We start from the raw sequence: 20,536 nt of genomic DNA on the forward strand, positions 1-20,536 counted from the left end.
CATGAGCAGCGTCACCTCGATTTCCAGCGTTTCCAACAACGTTCGCCAACGCGTCACCCCGGAAGAATGGGAAGTGCGCGTCAAACTGGCCGCCGCCTATCGCCTGGCGGCCTTGTACAAATGGACCGACCACATCTACACCCACTTCTCCGCCCGCGTGCCGGGCCCGGAGGAGCATTTCCTGATCAACGCCTTCGGCTTGCTGTTCGATGAAATCAGCGCCTCCAACCTGGTCAAGGTTGACCTCGACGGCACCATCGTCGACGACCCCACTGGCCTGGGCATCAACTACGCCGGCTACGTGATCCACAGCGCCATCCACGGCGCGCGGCATGACCTGCAGGCGGTGTTGCACACCCATACCCGCGACGGCATCGCGGTGTCGGCGCAGAAGGACGGTTTGCTGCCCATCTCCCAGCATTCCATCGGCTTCTCCGGGCGCGTGGCGTACCACGGCTACGAAGGCGTGGCGTTGGACCTGGACGAACGTGAGCGGCTGGTCGCAGACCTGGGTGACAAAAGCGTGATGATCCTGCGCAACCACGGCCTGTTGACCGCGGGTGTCAGCGTCGAGCATGCCTTTCAGCAACTGCAAGGGCTGGAGCGCGCGTGCAACATTCAGATCGCGGCGCAGGCGGCGGGGAATGCGGAGTTGATCTTCCCGCCGGCCGAGGTGGTGGCCAAGGTCGAGAAACAAGCCGAAGTGTTCAAGGCCGGCGATGGACCGGGTGTGGCGCGGCATTGGAACGCGCTGATCCGGCAGTTGGAGCGTACTGATACGGACTACAAAAACTGATCCACGGTACACAGCAGATCCAAAAATGTGGGAGCTGGCTTGCCTGCGATAGCATCAACTCGGTTCATCTGAACAACCGAGGTGTCTGCATCGCAGGCAAGCCAGCTCCCACATTTGATTTTGCAGTGTTCTGAATTAAGCGACCTGTTTGGCCTGTTCGCGCTCAGCAATCAGCTGGCGGGTGAGGGGGATCAGGCGCTTGCCGTAGTCGATCGCATCATTGAGCGGGTCGAAGCCGCGGATCAGGAACGTGGTGATCCCCAGGTCGTAGTAATCCACCAGTGCTTCAGCCACCTGTTCGGCGGTGCCCACCAGGGAGGTGGAGTTACCCTGCGCCCCGAGCAACCCGGCGATACCGGTCCACAGGCGCTTGTCCAAGCGTGTACCTTGCGCCGCTGCCGCGAGCAGTCGACGCGATCCTTCATTCGGCGGTTCGCGCCGCACAAAGCCATTTTTCTCAGCCAGCGCAGTGGCCTGTTGCAGGATGCTGTCGGCACGCGCCCACGCCAGTTCTTCGGTCTCCGCGAGGATCGGCCGCAGTGACAGACTGAAGCGAATCGTGCGCCCATGCTTGGCTGCTTCGGCGCGTACCTGGGTCACGATTTCGCGCACTTGCTCATAGGTTTCACCCCACAACGCATACACGTCAGCATGCTTGCCCGCCACCGCAATCGCGGCCGCCGAAGACCCACCGAAGTACAGCGGGATATGCGGCTGTTGCGGCGACTTTACCGTGGAGTGCGCGCCTTCGACCTGGTAGTAAGTGCCGTCGAAATCGAACGGTTGCTCGCTGGTCCATTCCTGGCGCACCACGCTCAGGTATTCGTCGGTGCGCGCATAGCGTTCGTCCTTGCCGATATGGCTGCCGTCGGCACGCAACTCACGGTCGTCGCCGCCGGTGATGATGTGCACGGCGGTGCGCCCGCCGTTGAACACATCCAGCGTGTTGAACTGGCGGGCGGCGAGGGTGGGCTGGGCAAAACCCGGGCGGTGGGCGATCAGGAACTTGAGCTTGCTGGTCACGCTCGCCGCGTGGGAGGCGATCAGCGTGCTGTCGGGGCTGTTGGAATGGAACGCCACCAGGGCGCGGTCGAAACCGGCTTCCTCGTGGGCGCGGGCCACGGTTTCGACGTAGTCCGGTTGCAGGGTCGGGCCGCTGCGCGGGTGGATTTCGGAAGCGTGGTGGCCGCCGATATAGCCGATGAATTCGATGCTCATGGTCTTTCCTTGTTCAGTGCGTGGTGGTCACCTCCACCGGGCAAGGGGTCGGTTATTCGCCTTCAAAGTAGGGGCAGGGGCAAGGCCTGTAAAATGCCGATTGGTTCTAACCTAATTATTAAAATAAAGAATGATCATTTTTTTGTGTATCAGTAATATGCATTTTGTGGCTGCATAAAAAATGCCCTTTGCATTCCCGCGGTTGAATTGGTGTTGAGAGTGGTTATCATCACGCCTCGTTCATCAGCCATTGGGAATGCCTTCATGACCACCGCCGATCCGTATGCGTTATCTGCCGAATTCTACGATGTGCTGTGCGAGCAGCAGTGGTTGCAACGCGGCGGGCCTATCGCCCGGGCGTTGCAGGAAGTGGACCCCAACGGGGTGATTCTGGATGTCGGCGCCGGCACCGGGCCGTGTGTTCAGGTGATCGCCGAGGCCTTGCCCAACGCGCGCATTCTTGCGGTGGAACCTTCGGCCGCCATGCGCGCGGCGTTGGTGGGGCGGATCATGCGCAGCAGCGATTTGCGCCAACGCGTCACCGTGTTGGCCGGCACCCTCGAGCAGGTCACCTTGCCGTCACGCCTGTCCGCGGCGGTCATCTGCGGCACCATTGGTTACCTCGATACAGCACAGCGCCACCACCTCTGGCAGCAACTGGCCGAGCGCCTGGATGAGCGCGGCCTCGTCATCGTCGACGTGATGATGCTCAAGGCGCCGCAAACGGTGCCGCTGATGCAGGTCGCCAACGCGGACATCGGCGAACACACCTACCACGTCGCCCTGCAGGGTGAGCCCGCCGGCGGCGACCTGATGCACTGGACCCTCGACTATCAGGTGCGTGCCGGCGAGCAGGTGCTGCGCCAGTTCCAGGCCGACCATCACTGGCACACCTTCGGCCTCGAACAGGTCGCCGAAGAGGCCGGCGCCGCAGGGTTTGTGCTTGAGCCTTTGGGCGATGCGCTGATCCCCGCCGCAGTCTTGCGCAAGCGCAGTTAATCCCGATTCGGGGGGCCGTTGCAGGTTACGGGCGGCGCCCCTTTGGCGGATCCCGTTAGATGGGCTTTTTCAGCATTTGGGGCAGGGTGAACACATGCAATCGGTTGTCGAGACTTCCCCCGCCAGCCCGCGCGCGGCGGTGACGCGGGATTGGCGAATTGTGCTGGTGGTGGCCGGTCTGTACCTGGCCCAGGGCTTGCCGGTGGGACTGGCGTTCCAGGCGTACCCCACGCTGTTGCGCAACATGGGCGCCTCCCTCGACCTGGTGGCGTTGACCCCGTTGGCGAGCCTGCCGTGGGTGGCCAAGCTGTTCTGGGCCGCTGCCGTGGAAAACCGCTGGAGCCCGCGCCTGGGGCGGCGTCGCAGCTGGATTCTGCCGTTGCAGGCAGGCTCGGTGCTGACCCTGGCGGCCATGGCGCTGGTGCCCTTTGATGTGCCGAACATGGGTCTGTTGCTGGGCCTGATTGCCTTGCTCTCGCTGTTCAGTGCCACCCAGGACATCGCCGTCGATGGCCTGGCCGCCGAGCGTTTGCCGAGCGCCAGCCTGGGGCGCGTCAACACCTTCCAGGTGGCGGGTTTCATGGTCGGCATGCTGCTCGGCGGGCCGGGCACGATGCTGCTGTTCGATCACTTCAGCGCGCCGCTGGTCTTTACCTTGTTGGCGGCTGTGGTGCTGCTGTGCAGCCTGCCGGTGCTGTTCTGGCAGGAGCCCGCTGCATTGCCGGCGGCAGACAAAGCCAGCCTGCGGCGCTTCTTCAAACGTCGGTTTTCCGGGCGCCTGACGGCCCTGGTGATGCTGGTGACTCTTGGCGGCTCGACGTTCTTCGGCCTGGCCAAATTGATCCTGCTCGATGATGGCTGGTCGGTGAGTGATGTGGGGGTGCTGGCCGGTGTCGGGCAGTTGCTCACCATCATCGTTGGCTGTGGCGTGGCCGGGTTGTTGCTGCGCCATTACTCGCGCTGGAGCACCTTGCTGACGGGCCTGGCGATGGTCGGTTCGGCCGGAGTGCTGTGGCTGGGTCTGGTGCTGCAACCGGGCCTGTCGGGCATGGGGTATGTGAGCGTGGCGACAGTGCTGGGCGGGCTGGGCATTGGTGTCACCAGCGTGGCGTCCTACACCTTGGCGATGCGCTTTGCGCAGTTGGGCGAACAGCCGGGCACGGACTGTTCGGTGTTCCAGGGCTTGCAGACCCTCGGCGATATCCTGGTGTCTTCGGTGGCCATCGGCGTGGCGGCCAGCTGGGGTTACGCCAGTGGCCTGGGCGTCGGCTTGCTGGCCCTGGCTGCTGCGCTCGGCATGCTCTGGCATGTGCGGCGCAGCACCCGTGGGCTGGGGTTGGACGACGCCTAAGGCATTTCAAGGGCCTGGGAGTGATTCACCCCCAGGTACCGGCTGACACAGCGCAATACCGCCTCACGCTGGGGCACCAGGTAAAAATGCCCGCCTTCAAAGTGGTGCACCTGCAGGCCTTCACGGGTTTCCTGTGCCCAGGCCTCGGCATCCCCGGGGTTCAGCTCTCGATCATCACGCCCCACCAGCACCTCGATGGGCACGTTCAAGCGCGCACGCTCGGGGGCGGGCCGGTACGTCTCGATCAACTGGTAGTCATTGCGCAAGATCGGCAAGGCCATGGCCTGCAGTTCCGGTGAGGTTTGCAAGGCCTTGGGGCTGCCACCCAACGCGGCAATGTCTGCCAGCAACCGCGCATCGTCCGCCAGGTGCAGGCAGCCGCCGTGATGACGTTCAGGGCCTTCGCGGCCTGACACCATCAAGCAGATCGGCAGCCTCAGCGCCTGGCGTTGCAAGGCCAGGCACAGCTCATGGGCCACCGCCGCGCCCATGCTGTGGCCGAACAGCGCATAAGGGCGGTCGAGCCATGCGGGCACGGCCGCCATCAGGGCATTCACCAGCGCATGCATGTGTGGGATCAACGGCTCATTGATGCGCTCTTCGCGCCCGGGCAATTGCACGGCGATCACTTCAATACTCGGCGGCAGCAGGCGCGCCCAATCGGCAAAAAAACGGGCGCCGCCGCCGGCATGGGCCAGGCAGAACAGGCGCTGGCGGGCCAGGGGGCGCGGTTCGAAACGGCGCACCCAGCGTTGCTGATGCTGTTGCAGGTGCAGGATTTCATTGAGCACGGGGCAGGTTCCTCGTTGGGGCAACCCAGGCCTGCATGGCCAGGGGCACCGGGGGCTCGGGGTGGATGGCTTGGGCGGGGCCCAGCACAGTGCCCAGTTGCTGCCAGGCTTTGCAGCAACTGAGGTGGAACTGTGCCAGGGCCGAGTCGTTGGGCTGTCCGATTGCGGCGTGTACCCGCAGCAAGGCGTGGGCGATGCTGTCGGGCCACAGGTCGCTGAACACCTCGCGCAAGGTCGGTGGCTGCGGATGACCGATCAGGCTGCTCACCGCCAGGTCCAGGGCTGGGGCGTCGCCGTCCATTTCCAGCACGCCCTGGGCATTGCGGTGCACGTGGGCGCGGGGGCTCCACAGCACGCTGGCGTGGGTGTCGGTCAGGCTCAACGTGCCGCCACGGGTGCCCAGCACAATACGGTGCAGCAACTGGGTGTGGTTGTCCGGATCGCCCGGGTGCATCTGGTTCTGCACCCGCAAATGCAGGGGGATTCCGGCCAGTTCGCCGCTGATGCTCATGAACGGCCCCACGGCTTCGGCGTGCAGGTTGAAGGCCCAGGGGCGCAGGCCGCCGAGGGCCTGGCCGAGCATCTCCACCAGCGGGAACAGCACGTGCACGCTGCAGGCGGCTTCGATGTACTCGGCTTCACGCAGGCTCAGCACATGGCGCGCCGCGTCGATAAAACACCGCACGGGCGCCAGGTCGCTGTAGAACGGATTGAGCCGGTACAGCACGCCGTGCTGCCGGGCCAGGCGCAGGCAGTCGACCACTTCGTCGTGATGCACCGGGTGCTCCTGGACCACGTTGATGCCTCGGGCCAGCAATGCCTTGGCCAGCTCGGTGCCATGGCCGCCGACCACCGCCGAACGCACGGCCACGCAGGCCAGGTCCACCTCGGGCAGCTCCTCGACATTGCGGTACAGCGGCACCTGCCAGCGCCGGGCACAGGCCTCGGACGCTGCGCTGCCGCGTCCCAGGATGCCCACCACGTGGTAGTGCGCCGGCAATCGCGCAAGGCCTTGCAGGTAGACATTGCCGAAGGTGGTGCCGCATACAATCACCCTTAATACCGTGCTCATAACACGCCTTCCTCTTCGGCCGTGGTCGTCTGCGCCGCCAGGTTGACGATGCTCAGGGCCTGGCACGCAGAGTCGGCTTGCACGGCCGTGATCACGTCGTCGGGCATCAGGCAGTCACCGGCCCAGTGCGCGCCACGCCAGGACGGATCGCGCAGCAACTGCAACGTCGCACACACCGCGACGCAGGCACTCAGCCCATAACTGTCCTGGCTGCTCAGTACCGCGCGTTGGCGCACGGCTTGCCCGCCACGCCAGCCGCTGAGTTCCACGCTCAGCCGGTAGTACGGGCGACGGCCGAGCAATTGCAGTTCAGCGGCGTGCACCAGTTGCGCCACCGCAGCGGGCAGGGCGCTCGGGTCCTGGCTCAGGCGTTGGCATGACGCAGCGATCAGCGCCGGGATCTCGGCCTGGTCGAATACGTTATGAAAGCTCGCCCGGGGCACACCAAGGGTGCGCGCCAGGCGTTGCAGTTCATCGGTGAGGTAGGCACTGCAAAACACCGCTTCGGGAAAGCCCGCCAGGCGCTGAGCCTGCTGCTCGATTGGCGATGCTTGCACACGGCCTTCTACCCATTGGGCGTTCGGCGTACCAAAGCCGCCCAGGGCGCTGAGCAACACATCGGCACCGCCGGCCTGGCTGCAATGCTCGCGGCCACCGGCGTGAATGTGCAGGCTACTGACCCGGTCGAAGCCCCGATTCGCCATCCAGCGCGGCAGCAACGCAGTAAGGCCCGGAAACACCCCGGCGCCGATGATTGAAGGCTGACGGGCACCCTGTAACGCCGTCAGCAACGCCGCATTGCCAAAGGCATCCACATACGCCGCACCCGCCGCCTGGGCGGCTTGGGCCACGCGGTCACCCACTTGCCACGACGGCCCCGCGCAGTTGAGGACCACCTGGCAGCCGCTGCAAAACGCCGCCAGTGCCTGTGGGTCGAATACATCCAACACCCCTCCATCGACATCTTCTGGCCAGCTTTGAGCCCGGCGCTGGCCTGCACGCACGTGCACGTCCGCCTGCCGCCGCAACTGAGCCAGCGCCGCGCTGCCCACGGCCCCTCCGGCGCCGACCAGTCCAACCAAACGCCGGCTCATGCGGGCACCTGCGCGCCCAGCAGCACGGGCAACAGTTGGCTGACATGGGGCGCCTGCATGCACGACACATGGTCGCCGCTGATGGTCTGCAAGCTGATGTCGCCCAGCGCCAAATCATTCCAGAAACCGCGCATATCGCCTTGCAGGCCCGGCAGGAAATGCAGGGTCTCGTCGTCGAGCAGGATGCGCAGGTCACCGGTAAACGGCGCCGGTTGGTAACGCGCCACGGCATTGAGGCTGTGGCGGAACACGCGGAACAGCGCCTGCACTTGTTCGGCTGGCATCGGCTCGGCTTGGGTCTGTACCTGAGCGGCGAGGGCTTGCAGACGCCTGTCGCTGGGTTGCTCGGCGAGCTGGCGGTAGCTGGCCGCGATGGGCGCCCATTCACCATCCAGCTGTTGCAGGCAATCGGCCGGGAGTTGCCGGCCGTGGCGCTCGATCAAGTGCGCCAGGGCACTGTGTAAACCGGCGTCGTCGACCGCATGCCCGGCCGCCTGGATATCGGCCCCGAGCAAGCGGCCGAAGGCGCGTTCCAGCAACAGTTCATCGGCGATTTCATAGCGGAAGCGGTCGCTGCTGATTATGCTCACGGTGCCCACCTGCGCACCGGCTTCCAGCAAGCAGCGGGCGACCTCAGTGGCCAGCAGGCCGCCCATGCAATAGCCCACCAATTCGAAGCGCAGGTTGCCGTGGGCCAGCAGTTCACTGGCATACCGTGCGCCCAACTGTTCGATCAATTGTTCGGCGTCCACCTTCAGGTACGCCGCTTCATCCAGCAGGCTCAGGCCCAGGATCGCACCTTGGCGTTGCGGCGCCGTGCGCAGGGCGGCGAGCAGGCTGCGGTAAGGGGCGAGGGTGCCGCTGCCGTCGTGCAGCAACACATGCACGGTGCTGCACGCCGGGTCGCGAGCCGGCGCCAGTACGCTCAAGCACGATGCGTCGGTGGCGTGGCCGGTGGGCGCTTGCGCCGGCGCATCCTGCAAGCGTGCGGCGATGGCCTTGACCGTGGGTTCACGCAGCACTTCGCGCAGCAGGCGATCCCATTCCCAGCCTGAGGTTTCCGGCAGTTGCTCGCGCATCTTGGCGACGATCTGCGCCACCAGCAGCGAGTCGCCACCGGCTGCGAAAAAGTCCTGGTCCCGGGCCAAGTCGGTGCAACCCAACGCTTGGCTCCAAAGCTTGGCGATACGTTGTTCCAGATCGGTTTGCGGCGCTTCACCGCTGTCCATCACGCTGCTGCCTTGAGCCTGCAGGCGCTGGGCCAGGCGTGCGCGATCGACCTTGCCATTGGCCGACAGGGGCAGGCTTTCGAGCACTTGCAGCTGGCTTGGCACCATGTAGCCGGGCAGGCGCTGGTGCAGGTAGTCCTGCAGTTGTTCACTCCCCAGCGCCACGCGACGCGCCGGGAAGCGTGTGACAAATGTGGTCTGGCCCGCGCAATCGAGCACGTCCTGGGCCTGGGGCCACGCGGCCACCAGTTCGGCGCCGGCGTCGCTGAACAACGCCTGCCATTGGGCGCGGCTGATAAAGGTCTGGTCACTGCCGGCGCGCAAGTCGGTGAAGCCGTCCAGGCCTTCCTTGAATTCCATGGAGGTCAGCAATGAAAGGATCTCGCGGGTGGCCTCCATCACCAGCAAGTGCCCACCGGGCGCTGCCAATTCGCGCAGGCTGTTCAACACCGTGGGCGCATGGCGGGCGTTGTGAAGCACGTTGGCGCAGACGATCAGGTCCCAGCTTCCCGCGTTCAGCCCCTGGGTCAGGGCATCGCTGTTGATGTCGAACAGGCCGAAGCGCACCCACGGTCGGTCGGCAAAATGCTCACGTGCTTCGTTGATAAAAAACGTCGAGACGTCGGTGAACAGGTAATCCACGGCAAACCCATCCAGGGCCGGGATCAAGTCGCGGCTGGTGCCGCCCACCCCGGCGCCGATTTCCAGCACCCGTAGCGGCAGGCCGAGGGCGGCGCGCTCACGGGCAATGTGCTGGGCGCTGGCGCAGATCACCTGGTTCATGCAGCGCATCAACAGGTTTTCGTGATAGGCCGCCAGCGCGGTGTCCATGCTGCCCTGGGGGAACAGCAGCGCCAGCGGGTCGACCTCGCCACTGAGCAACTGCGGCAGGCGCTCGCTGGACTCGTGCAAATAACGCAGCAGTTCGGCGCCATAGTTCAGGCGTTGCTCCAGGGCATTCATGGCCTGCCAGCACACGGCGCGCTGGTCGGCCGCGGGGGCTTCGCCCAGGCGGTAGCCGTCGGCGTCTTGCAACAGCCAGCCTTCGTTGACCAGCGCCTTGAGCCAGCGGCGCATCAGGCGTTGATGGGCCGGCGCAACACGGCATTGCTGCTGCACCTGGGCCAGGCTGTGGCGGGCCTTGGCATCGGTGAACAGCCCGGCGTCGCGCAGGGTCTTGAGGATGTCGAGCAGGGCGATACGGTTGGCCATCGCCACCCATTCGGCGAACAGGCTGCGGTCCAGCTGTTCGGTGGCCTGGGCGCCACATGCCAGGGCACTGTCGGCCAGGGGCGCGGCGCTGCTGTCGGTGTTCAGGTGGCGCGCCTCGACGAACGCGGCCAGGCGGCGCTCCATCGGGTTGTCACCGCTGAGCAGCACCACGCCGTGGGCCACGTCCGGGTGTTCGTTGAGCAGGCTTTCGATTTCGCTGAGTTCGATGCGGTGCCCGCGCAACTTGACCTGGGTGTCTTCGCGGCCGAGGAACTCGATCTGCCCGTCGGCACGGTAGCGGCCGAAGTCGCCAGTACGGTACAGCCGCGCGCCGCTGTGGGGGTGGCGGACAAAACGCTGGTCGCTGCGCTCGGGGTCGTTGAGGTAACCGTCTGCCAGGCCCACGCCGCCGATGTACAACTCGCCGGCCACGCCGTCCGGGCGGTCCTGGAATTGTTCGTCCAGCACATGGAACTGCTGGTTGGCCAAGGGGGTTCCGTAGGGAATGCTGCGGGCGTTGGCGGGGACGCTGTCGATCTCATGGCCAATCGACCAGATCGCCGCCTCGGTGGCGCCGCCCAGGCTGATCAAGCGCAACCCAGGGCAATGGGCCTTGATCGCACCCGGCAGGCTGACGGCGATCCAGTCGCCGGACAACAGCGCCACGCGCAGGCATTTGGGCGCGGCATAGGGTTCGGCCTCCAGGTAGCTGCAGAGCATCTGCATCTGCGCCGGCACCGAGTTCCACAGGCTGACCTGATGCAGGTTGATCAGGCCGGCCCAGTGCGCCGGGTCGCTGCGTTGGGCCGGGTCGGGCAGCACCAGCGTGGCGCCCGCGAGGAAGCTGCCGAACAGGTCGTACACCGACAGATCGAAGCCGAGGTTGGCCAGGCCGAGCACGCGGTCCTGTGCGCTCAACGCCACCCGCTGGTTGATATCGAGCAGGGTGTTGAAGGTGGCGCGGTGGCTCATCATCACGCCCTTGGGCCGCCCGGTGGTGCCCGAGGTGTAGATCACATAGGCGAGGCTGGCCGGATCGGTTTTCACCTGGGGCAACTGCTCGAAGGGCAATGGCGCCAGGCGCTCGACGGCGATTAACGTGGCATGCTCTGGCCAGATACGGTGTTCCGCCTGGGCGGTGTCGGTGAGCACGTAGCGGATGCCCGCGTCTTCAAGAATCGCGTCACGGCGTGCCTCTGGCTGGCCGCTGTCGATAGGCACATACACCGCGCCTCGCAACAGCGTGCCGAGTACGGCGGCCACCTGGTCCACCCCCTTGTCGAGCACGATGGCGACCTTGGCACCCACCTGGCAGCCTTCGCGGTGCAAGGCTTGCGCCACGGCGTTGGCCCGTTCGGCCAGGGCGTGGTAGCTGAAGGTGCCTTCATGGGTGATCAGTGCCGGGGCCTGCGGCGTGCGTTGCAGGCTGTCGACAAACCCGTCGTGCAGGCAGCCTTGGGGCCAGTCGACCTCGGTAGCATTGCTGTGCAAGTGGCGTTCGGCCATGGCCGCGGGCAACTGCGAGGGGCTCGCGGCCTGCCAACAGGCCGGCTGTTCGGCCAGCTCGCGCAGTAACTGTTCGAAGCTGACAAACGCGGCCTCCACCAGGCCTTCGGGGAACACGCCGCTGCGCACGTCCCAGTTCACTTGCAAGCCTTGCGGGCCTTCGCTGACCTGGCAGTCCAGCCACACCTGGGGCGTCTGGGTGATGCCATAGCCCAGGGTGGCACCGCGCATGAACGGGCGCGCTTCGCCCACGCCCAGGGTGCTGGTGAACACCACCGGCATCAGGCTGCGGCCGTGGACCCGGGCGCGCTCACGCAGCACTTCTATGCCGGAGAAGGCGCCATGCTCCAGGTCTTGCCACAGCTGTTCCTGCAAGGCACTGGCGCGTTGGTGAAAATGGCTGTCGGCGGGCGGCTGCACCGCCAGCACGTTCACCGCGGTGAAGTCGCCCAGCACCTTGTCGATGTCGGCGTGCAGCGGCGGGCGCTTGAGCACGGTGACACTCAGGCTGAACGCCGGTCGGCGTGACCAGCGCCCCAGTGTCTCGGCGAAGGCGGCAAGCACGGCGGCCGAGGGCGTGAGGCGTTGTTGCGCGGCGTGGGCGCAGAAGCGTTGCCACTGCGCAGGGGAGAGGCCGGTGGCATGGCGTTTGAAACGCGGCGCCTGGCCCTCTACCGGTTCCAGAGTGGGCAATTCGGGTGCCGGCGGCAATTGCTCGAGGCGTGCCAGCCAGTAGTCGCGGTCACGGCTGTGGCGGGCTTGCGCGGCGGGGGTGTCGAGGGCCGCGCGCTCGGCCAGCAGGGCATCGCGAAAGGTCAGTTCCAGCGCCGGCAGCGGCTGCTCGGGGGCGTGATAGAGCTGGTCCAGCTCCCCCAGCAGGCACTGGATGCTGACAAAGTCGGCCACCAGCAAATCAATCGACAAGTGCAGGCGACTGCCGTTGTTGCGTTGGCTCAGGCGCAGTTCGTACAGCGGCCAGGCGTCGGCGGCGTACACGCGGTGGGCCAGGTCTTCGCGGGTGGCCAGCAGCGCCAGTTGCTCGGCATCGGCAGGCAGTGCACGCAGGTCCTGGCTGTGCAGCGCCGGCAGTTCCACCTCGGGCAGTACCTGCTGGTGGCCAGCTTGGGCAATCACCGCACGCAGCATCGGGTGACGCAGAATCAGTTGGTGCCAGGCGCGCTCCAGGCGCTTGGGGTCGAGGGCCGGGCCATCGAGTTCCACATAGCCGTGGCAACCGACACCGCCGTAGTCGTAGGCATCGCTGCGACCCACCAGGTAGGCGGCTTGCACATCGGTGACGGCAAAGGGTTGGAACTGGTTGGCCGGGTCGGCAACCACCTCTGCCTGCTGCGGGCTGAACCACTGCAACAGCAGCTCCTTGTGCTCGCGCAGGCGTTGTTTGAGGGCGTCGTCCAAGGCGCCGGCCGGTGCGCGAAACCGCAGCTGGCCGGCTTCGGCCCACAGGCGGATACCCAGGGCTTCGCATTCAGCGAGAAAGTGCGACAGGTTCAATGGGGAATTCATAAGGTGCCTTCCTCGAAATGCTCGGCGTGTTGTTCGGTAGGGCTGCCCAGGTAGTCGCACAGGGCGGCGATGCTCGGATGAGCGAAGAGTTCGCGCAGGCTCAGCGGGGCCAGGCACACGCGGCGGCGCTTGAGGGTTTCCACCAGGCGCGTGGCGCTCAGGCTGTCGCCCCCCAGCAGGAAAAAATCACTGTGGCGCCCGGGGATCGGGCGTTGCAGCACCTCGCTCCAGATCTCCGCCATTTCCCGTTCCTGCGCACCTTGCGGGGCATCGCTGTGTTCAGTTGCGATGTCCGCCAGGCATTGACGCAGCGCATTGCGGTCGGCCTTGCCGTTGGCGCTCAAGGGCAGCTCGTTGAGCAGGTGCAGGCTGGCGGGCAGCATGTAGTCCGGCAGGCGCTGGCGCAGCTGTTGACGCAGCACTTCCAGCGACACCTCGCCGTCGACCACCACGGCGGCGGCCAGGCTTGGCGGGTTGCCCAGGGTTACCGTGAGCGCCTGGCGTACCTGCGGGCAGGCGAGCAGGGCGTTGTCGATTTCCCCCAATTCAATGCGATGGCCGCGCACTTTTACCTGTTGGTCGCGGCGGCCGAGAAACTCCAGGCTGCCGTCCGGCCAGTAGCGGCCCATGTCGCCGGTGCGGTACCAGCGCTGGCCGTCATGCTCGACAAAGCGCTCGGCCGTCAGCTCGGCTGCGCCGCGATACTCCATGGCCACGCCGCGCCCGCCAATCCACAGCTCGCCGGTGACCCAGTCCGGGCAATCGCGCCCTTGGCTGTCCACCACGCGATAGCACTGGTTGCCCAGCGGGCGGCCGTACGGGATCGATTGCCAGTGGCGGGGCAACGGCAGGCAAACGGGCTGGTAGTTGGACCAGATCGCCGCTTCGGTGGCACCGCCCATGGCGATCAACTGGCAGCGACCATGACTGGCCGCGTGCAGGCGCGCCGGCAGGTCGAGGCCGATCCAGTCACCGGACAACCAGGCCTGGCGCAGCGGCAAGGTGTCGGCCACGGTCAGCAACATGTCCAGCAGCATCGGCACCGAGTTCCACAGGGTGACCTGGTGTTGCTGGATCAGGCGCTGCCAGGCCGAGGCATCGCGGCGCTGCTCTTCATCCAGCAGCACCACGCTGCCGCCCACCGCCAGCACGCCGAAGAGGTCGTACACCGACAGGTCGAAGTCCAGCGCGGACACGGCCAGCAAGCGGTCTTCGGCACCGATGACGAAGCGCTGGTTGAGGTCGTCCAGAGTATTACAGGCGGCGCGATGGCTGATCTGCACACCCTTGGGCTCACCGGTGGAGCCGGAGGTGAAGATCACGTAGGCCGGGCTGTCGACGCTGACGGCGACGGGCGCGGGCAGTGCTTCGCTGTGCAGGGCCAGGGCCAATTGTTCGGCATCCAGGGTCAGGCGAATGGCTGCGCGCTGTTCGATGCGTTGGCGGCGCTCCAGCGGTTGGCGCATGCCCATCGGCACGTAGCAGGCGCCGGCGGCCAATACGCCGAACAGGGCGATCACCGCGTCAGCCCCCCGGGGCAGGTGCACGCCAATGGCGTCGGCGGGTTGCACGCCCTGGGCCTGCAGCCAGGCGGCCACCCGCAGGGCGCCTTCACGCAATTGCCCATAGCTGACGCGGCGCTCGCCGTCGATCAGGGCCAGGCGTCGGGAGGCGATGGCGAAGGGCGCGTCGAGCAGGGTCCGGGGGGCAATCTCGACGGCAGTGGCATTAGCCTGGGCGCGTATTTGCGCTTGGTTGCCTGGCAGTGGCAAGGCCAATGGCGCCTGCCAGTCGGCGTCGATCAGCCCGAGCAAAGCCTGAGTGTAGCTGGCAAAGGCGGCGTCCAGCAGGCCCTCGGGAAACAGCGCATCTACCGCATCCCAGCACAGCACCAGCGCGCCGCGATGTTCATAGAGCTGGTGGTCGAGCCACACCTGCGGGGTTTCCGACAGGCCGCCAGCGACGATGTCCGGGAAGCCTTCGGGCAGGTCTTGCAGCAGGTCATCGGCCAGCCCCAGGGTGCTGGTGAACACCACCGGCAATGCGGCGGCCTGCGGTCCGACTCGGCGGGCGCGTTCGCGTTGCACCCAGATGGATGAGCACGCTGCGTGTTGCAGCACATCGGCGACTTGCGCCTGCACCGCCTGGGCTTCGCTGAGGAAGCTGGCGTGGGCGCGCGGGTAGACACTCACCGGCGCCAAGGACGTGAAGTCCCCGAGCACCTGGCCAATCTGCGGGTGCAGGTCCTGGCGGTCGAACAGCGTCAGGTTGAGGGTGTGCGGCTGGCCGTCGCTCCAGCGCGCCAGGGTCTGGGCATATACGCTCAGCAACAGCACCGAGGCGGTGATGCCAGACTCGCGCGCCCGTTGGCGCAAGGCTTGCCACTGCGGCGCGGCCAGGCGGAATTCGCGGCGGCTGAAGTGCACCTCGCCCAACTGCTGCGGCGCGGTGTGCAACGGTAGCGCCGGCGGGCCGGGCAGGTCGTCCAGGCGTGCCTGCCAATAGGCCTGGGCGAGTGCAAGGCCCGCCGGGTCGGGTTGGACCTGCAGCACGTAATCGCGAAACGACAGGTCCAGCGCAGGCAGTTGCGTGTGCGGCTGGGTGTAGAGCAGCGCCAGTTCCGCCAGCAGGCGCTTGATGCTCAGGCCGTCGAGGGTCAGGTAGTCGAAGAACAGCCCGACACGCCAGCCGTGCTCGCCATAGCTGACGGCATGCACCTCGAACATCGGCCACTGATGGCGCGGGCGCGATGCCCAGCACTCGGCCAGGCGCTGACGGGCGGCGGCCGCGTCAGGCGCCTGGTGCCGATGCACCTGCATCGGCGGCACCTCGGGCAGGATCACCTGCTGGTCATCGCCCACCAACTGCGCACGCAGCATTTCATGGCGCTGAATGAGGCGGTCCCAGGCCTGTTCGAAGCGTGGAATGTCCAGCGCTGCGCCGTCCAGTTCGATCAGGTAGGTGGTGCCGCACGACAGCGGCAGGCCCTGGCTTTGTCCGCGCCAATAAGCTTGTTGCACTTCGGTGAGCGGGAAGGGTTGATGGCGTTGGCCGGGGTTGGCCACCAGGCGTTGCTCGGCCTGTACACCGGGGGTTTGCAACTGCGCCACGAACTCCGCCAGGCGCGGCGTGGCAAACAGCTGCCGCAGGCTCTGCGCATTGGCCAGGCCAGCGCGGCGCAGGCGTGCGCTGCATTGGGTGGCGAGCAGGCTGTCGCCGCCCAAACGGAAGAAATCACTCTGGCGATACACCTGGGCACCGGGCAGCAGCTCGGCCCAGATCGCGGCAACCTGTTGCTCGCGTTCACCGCACGGCGCTTCGTTGGCGGTGGCATGTTGCGGGTGAGCCTGCTCGGCCAGTGTCACCAGTGCGTGGCGGTCGAGTTTGCCGTTGGCACTCAGGGGCAGCGTGTCCAGCAACAGCCATTGGCTGGGCAACATGTAGTCGGGCAGTTGCGTGCCGAGGGCCTGGCGCAGTTCCTCGGTGCACAGCGCCCCTTCGGTCGGGACCACCGCCGCCAACAGGTGCAACGGCGTACCCACCGCCAGGGCCACCGCCTGGCGGATGCGCGGTTGCACGAGCAGGGCGTTTTCGATTTCGCCCAGCTCGATACGGTGGCCGCGCACTTTCACCTGGTGGTCGCGGCGGCCGAGGAATTCCAGGCGGCCATCGGGCCAATAGCGGCCCAGGTCACCGGTGCGGTACCAGCGTGCGCCCTGGTGTTCAACGAAGCGCTCGGCGCTCAGGTCCGGCGCACCTCGGTAACCGTCGGCGACGCCCGCACCGCCGATCCACAGCTCGCCCGCCAGCCAATCCGGGCAGTCGCGGCCCAGGCTGTCGACCACGCGATATTGCTGGTTGCCCAACGGCGTGCCGTAAGGGATCGAGCGCCAGTGCGCCGGCAAGGGCAGGTCCACCGGTTGATAGTTGGACCAGATCGCCGCCTCGGTGGCGCCGCCCATGGCGATCAAGCGGCAACCGCCGTTGCTGGCCGTGTGCAGGCGTGCAGGCAGGTCGAGGCCGATCCAGTCGCCGGACAGCCACGCCATGCGCAGCGGCAGCGTGTCGGCCACGGTCAGCAGCATGTCGAGCAGCAACGGCACCGAGTTCCACAGGGTGACCTGGTGTTGCTGGATCAGGCGGTTCCACATCGAGGCGTCGCGGCGTTGCGCTTCGTCCAGCAGCACCACGCTGCCGCCCACGGCCAGCACGCCAAACAGGTCGTACACCGAGAGGTCGAAGTCCAGTGCTGACACGGCGAGCAAGCGGTCGTTTTCAGTGATGGAGAAACGTTGGTTCAGGTCGTCCAGAGTATTGCAGGCAGCGCGATGGCTGATCTGCACGCCCTTGGGTTCGCCGGTGGAGCCGGAGGTGAAGATCACATAAGCCGGGCTGTCGGGGCTCACCGCCACAGGTGCCGGCAGCGGCGCGAAGGCCAGGGCGTGATCCAGCCAGGCAGGGTCGATCAGCGTGTCGATGGCGGCACGTTGGCAGATGCGTTCGCGACGCGCCTGGGGCTGGCTCGGGCTGAGGGGCACATAACACGCGCCCGCCGTGAGTACGCCATACAACGCCAGCACCGCACGATGGCCACGGGGCAGGCACACGCCCACCGCGTCACCCGGTTGCACACCCTGTTCCAGCAGCGCTGCAGCAATCCGCAGGGCGCCCTGTTGCAGCTGTGCGTAGGTGATGCGCTGGTCGCCATTGATCAGGGCCAGGCGCTCACCGCTGATGGCAAACGGCGCTTGATGCAGCGTGCGTGGAGCAATCGCGGTGGCGGTGGCGTTGACCTGTTGGCGCACCTGGTGCTGCTGCGCTGGCAAGTGTGCGAAGGCGGGCGCATCCCAAGCATTGTCGTGTTGCAGGTTGTGGAGCAGGTCCAGGTAGGCGCCGAACATGGCGTCCAGCAGGCCCTCGGGAAACAGCGCGTCCTGGGCATCCCACGCCAGTAGCAGGGCGCCGTCCTCTTCGTAGACCTGGTGGTCGAGCCACACCTGCGGCGTCTGGGAAATCATCTGGGTGAGGGCGCCGAGGGTTTGCGCGTCCCTTTGGCCCAACAGCGGCGTGCCGAGGTTGCAGGCAAACACCACCGGCGAAAAACTGCGCTGGCCCGCACCACGTAGGGCGAGGTCGCGTTGCACCTGCACCCCGGAATAGTCGGCGTGGGCCATGTCGCGGTGGAACTGCGCCTGCACCTGCATCAGTTGCTGGGCGACGCTGCCGGGCTGGCGCAGGTCGACTTCGAGCAACAGCAGGTTGGTGAAGTCCGCCACGACTTGATCCAGCCCCGGCGTGTCGCCCTGGCGATCGAACAGCGGCAGGTTGAGCAGAAAGTGCGGCACCTCGCTCCAGCGCCCCAGCACCTGGGCGAAGGCCCCGGCGAGCAGCATGGCCGGGGTGAGCTGGCGCTTGGCGGCGGCCTCCCGCAGGCGTTGCCACACCGCTGGCGTGAGGCGTTGCTGGCGACGGGTAAAGCGCACCTGCTCGATGGCCTCGGGTTCGCAGGCCAAAGGCAGGGCGGGGCCGGCGGGCAGGTGGTCCAGTCGCGCCTGCCAGTACTGCGCGGCGCTGGCTTTAGGGGCCGGGCGTTGGGCCAGGTAGTGCGCGAAATGCCAATCGCGCCCGGCCTCGGTCAGGCGTTCGCCACGGTACAGCGCGGCCAGGTCACGCAGGATCAGGTGCAGGCTGTGCACGTCCGCCACCAGCAGGTCGAGGTCGAAGTGCAGGCGCGTACGGCCCTCGGGCAGCAGGCTAAGTTGCAGCCCGGCGACTTCGCCGTGTTCGACCGCCAGTTGCCGGTGGGACAGGCTGTCACGCGTCGCCTGCAAGGCCTGTTCCCGGGCCGCCGGTGCCAGGCCGCGCAGGTCGTGAACCTGCAGCGCGGACATGCCGTCGTCGAGGATCTGCTGGCGGCCTTCGTCATCAAACCGCGCACGCAACATGCCGTGCCATTGCTGCAACCCTTGCCAGGCAAAGGCTAGTTGCTGCGGGTCGAGGGCGTCGCCGTCCAGCTCCAGGTAAGCGTGACAACCGACGCCGCCCAGCACCTGCTCGGCGCCTCGGCCAATCCAGTAGGCGTGTTGCACGTCGGTGAGGGCGAAGGGCGCGGCAGGGTCGATCACGACAGCCGCGTTGGCCGCTTTACGCGGGGTGGCCGTGAGGCGTGGCAGCCAGTGGGCGAGGGTCGGTTGTTCGATCAGGTCGGCGAAGGTCACGGGGGCGCCGGCCTGGCGCCATTGGTTGACCAGGCGCATCAGGTGCAGGGAGTCCAGTCCCAGCTCGATCAGGTTGGCTTGATCGTCCAGCGCCGGGCCACCGTGCAGCAGCGCGCCAATCTGTTCGCGCAGGTGTTCGACCGTCAGCGCACTCATGGCTGCACCTCCGCGGCGCGCTGGGTTTCAACGGCCAGCACGCGCACATGGGGGGCGATGCTGGCGAGTTTTTCGCGGGTTTCTTCCAGTTCCCGTTCGGGCAGCGACAACGAGACAATCCCCGCGCCGGCCTGCACCCAGGCCTGGCCCTGGTCTTCGAACACGCTGCGCAATACCAGGGCGGCGTCGAGGCTGCCGTCGCTGTCGGCGATCAGCACGCAACCGCTGTAGAGGTCGCGGCTGCGGCCCTCGTGCTCGGCAATCGCGGCGATGGCTTCACGCTTGGGAATGCCCGATGCGGTCACGGCGGGGAACAGCGCGGCGAAAGCGTGCCAGGCATTGCAGTCGGGCTTGAGCCGGCCTTTGAGGCGCGAACTCAGGTGCTGCACGCTGCCTCGCCGCGAGATGCCCATGAACTCGCTGACCCCCAGGCCTTGTGGCTCGCAGATCGGTTGCAGCTCTTCAAACGCCAGCTTGACCGACACCGCGTGCTCGGCGATTTCCTTGGGGTCCTGGTACAGCGATTGGCGCAGGCGCGCTTCCTCTTCCACGTCACGGCCCAGCGCGCGCGTGCCGGCCAGGGGCTGGGTGCTCACGGCGCCGCCGGCACTGACTTCCACCACGGTTTCCGGGCTGAAGCCTACGCAGGAGAACCCGCCCTGATGATGGATGAACGAGCGCGCCGGCGTGTTGGCGCGCCGCCCGGCGCGGTAGCTGGCCACCAGATCGACGCGACCGTCGAGGGGCACTTTGCGCGACAGGATGATCTTCTGGTAATCGCCACGGACGATCTGCGCCACGGCGCTTTCGACCTGGCTGCAATACCGCGCAGCGTCATGCCCGGCGACGTCCACTAAGGCGGCGCGGGGCAACGGTTGATCCAGGGCGCACTCGGCGTCCAGCGCCTGCACGCGGCTTTGCGCGGCGGCGAGGGCGGCCGGTTGCAGGGCGCGAATCAGCGCGCAGCCTTCGCGCAGGCGGATCTCCAGGGTGGGGATGTCCAGGTGCAGCAGCGGGCGTGTGCTGGGCAGGTCTGCCAGTTGGTAAAAGCGTCGCGCCAGTTCAAAGGTAGCAGTGCCGTAGGCGCGCCACTGTTCGAAGGGCAGGGCCTGGGCGGCTTTTTCCAGGGCCAGCGGGATGTCGTCGGCGGGCCAGCTCCAGCGCTGGCCGGCCACGCTCAATTGCACGGTGCTGCCGCTGAGGCGTACCTGGGCGATGCTGCCCACACCGAGGGACCATTCGCCCTGGTGCTCGTAAAGGGTCAGGTCCTCGGGCAGGTAGACACCGGCCAGGGCGGCCGCCAGGTCCTGCGGTTCGGCACTGATCGGCACGCGGCATTCCAGGTAGCGCTGGCGGGGTTCGGCATTGCA

The 20,536-nt window shown here is 66.7% G+C and carries 10 protein-coding genes; 3 read left to right on the forward strand and 7 right to left on the reverse strand.

From position 1 onward, the window contains the following. The first annotated feature begins 1 nt into the window (after window position 1). Window positions 2–796, forward strand: coding sequence for a class II aldolase/adducin family protein (locus HX792_RS08335; protein ID WP_176995616.1), 795 nt, complete (start codon window positions 2–4; stop codon window positions 794–796). Window positions 797–931: 135 nt separating this feature from the next. On the opposite strand, the gene HX792_RS08340 is transcribed toward HX792_RS08335, so the two are convergent. After that, window positions 932–2,014: an LLM class flavin-dependent oxidoreductase gene (locus HX792_RS08340; protein ID WP_176995617.1), complete on the reverse strand. Its 1,083-nt coding sequence runs from the start codon at window positions 2,012–2,014 to the stop codon at window positions 932–934. A 264-nt stretch (window positions 2,015–2,278) separates the two neighbouring features. Here HX792_RS08340 and HX792_RS08345 point away from each other — a divergent pair, with 264 nt between their 5' ends. Both HX792_RS08345 and HX792_RS08350 read left to right on the forward strand, forming a co-directional pair. Continuing rightward, entirely contained in the window at window positions 2,279–3,013 is a 735-nt protein-coding gene (locus HX792_RS08345; protein ID WP_176995618.1) for a trans-aconitate 2-methyltransferase, read from the forward strand. 94 nt (window positions 3,014–3,107) lie between these two features. Next, entirely contained in the window at window positions 3,108–4,364 is a 1,257-nt protein-coding gene (locus HX792_RS08350; RefSeq protein WP_176995619.1) for an MFS transporter, read from the forward strand. On the opposite strand, the gene HX792_RS08355 is transcribed toward HX792_RS08350, so the two are convergent. From HX792_RS08355 to HX792_RS30575, 6 genes are read right to left on the reverse strand one after another with little or no spacing between them, the layout of a single operon-like run. Continuing rightward, window positions 4,361–5,155, reverse strand: coding sequence for an alpha/beta fold hydrolase (locus HX792_RS08355; protein ID WP_176995620.1), 795 nt, complete (start codon window positions 5,153–5,155; stop codon window positions 4,361–4,363). The genes HX792_RS08350 and HX792_RS08355 overlap by 4 nt on opposite strands. Then, entirely contained in the window at window positions 5,145–6,227 is a 1,083-nt protein-coding gene (locus HX792_RS08360; protein WP_176995621.1) for a Gfo/Idh/MocA family oxidoreductase, read from the reverse strand. The genes HX792_RS08355 and HX792_RS08360 overlap by 11 nt, the downstream gene beginning before the upstream one ends. Then, entirely contained in the window at window positions 6,224–7,321 is a 1,098-nt protein-coding gene (locus tag HX792_RS08365; protein ID WP_176995622.1) for a saccharopine dehydrogenase NADP-binding domain-containing protein, read from the reverse strand. The genes HX792_RS08360 and HX792_RS08365 overlap by 4 nt, the downstream gene beginning before the upstream one ends. Next, window positions 7,318–12,792 carry a non-ribosomal peptide synthetase gene (locus HX792_RS08370; protein WP_176995623.1) on the reverse strand — a complete coding sequence of 1,825 codons (5,475 nt, stop codon included), beginning with the start codon at window positions 12,790–12,792 and terminating at the stop codon, window positions 7,318–7,320. Before HX792_RS08370 ends, HX792_RS08365 begins: the two co-directional genes overlap by 4 nt. Beyond that, window positions 12,789–19,166: a non-ribosomal peptide synthetase gene (locus HX792_RS08375; RefSeq protein ID WP_176995624.1), complete on the reverse strand. Its 6,378-nt coding sequence runs from the start codon at window positions 19,164–19,166 to the stop codon at window positions 12,789–12,791. Before HX792_RS08375 ends, HX792_RS08370 begins: the two co-directional genes overlap by 4 nt. Further along, the gene (locus HX792_RS30575) at window positions 19,163–20,497 is read right to left on the reverse strand and encodes a salicylate synthase (RefSeq protein ID WP_371319342.1); all 1,335 of its coding nucleotides are present in this window, start codon (window positions 20,495–20,497) and stop codon (window positions 19,163–19,165) included. The genes HX792_RS08375 and HX792_RS30575 overlap by 4 nt, the downstream gene beginning before the upstream one ends. Window positions 20,498–20,536: the final 39 nt, after the last annotated feature.

The organism is Pseudomonas sp. B6002, assembly GCF_013385985.1.
Taxonomy (GTDB): domain Bacteria; phylum Pseudomonadota; class Gammaproteobacteria; order Pseudomonadales; family Pseudomonadaceae; genus Aquipseudomonas.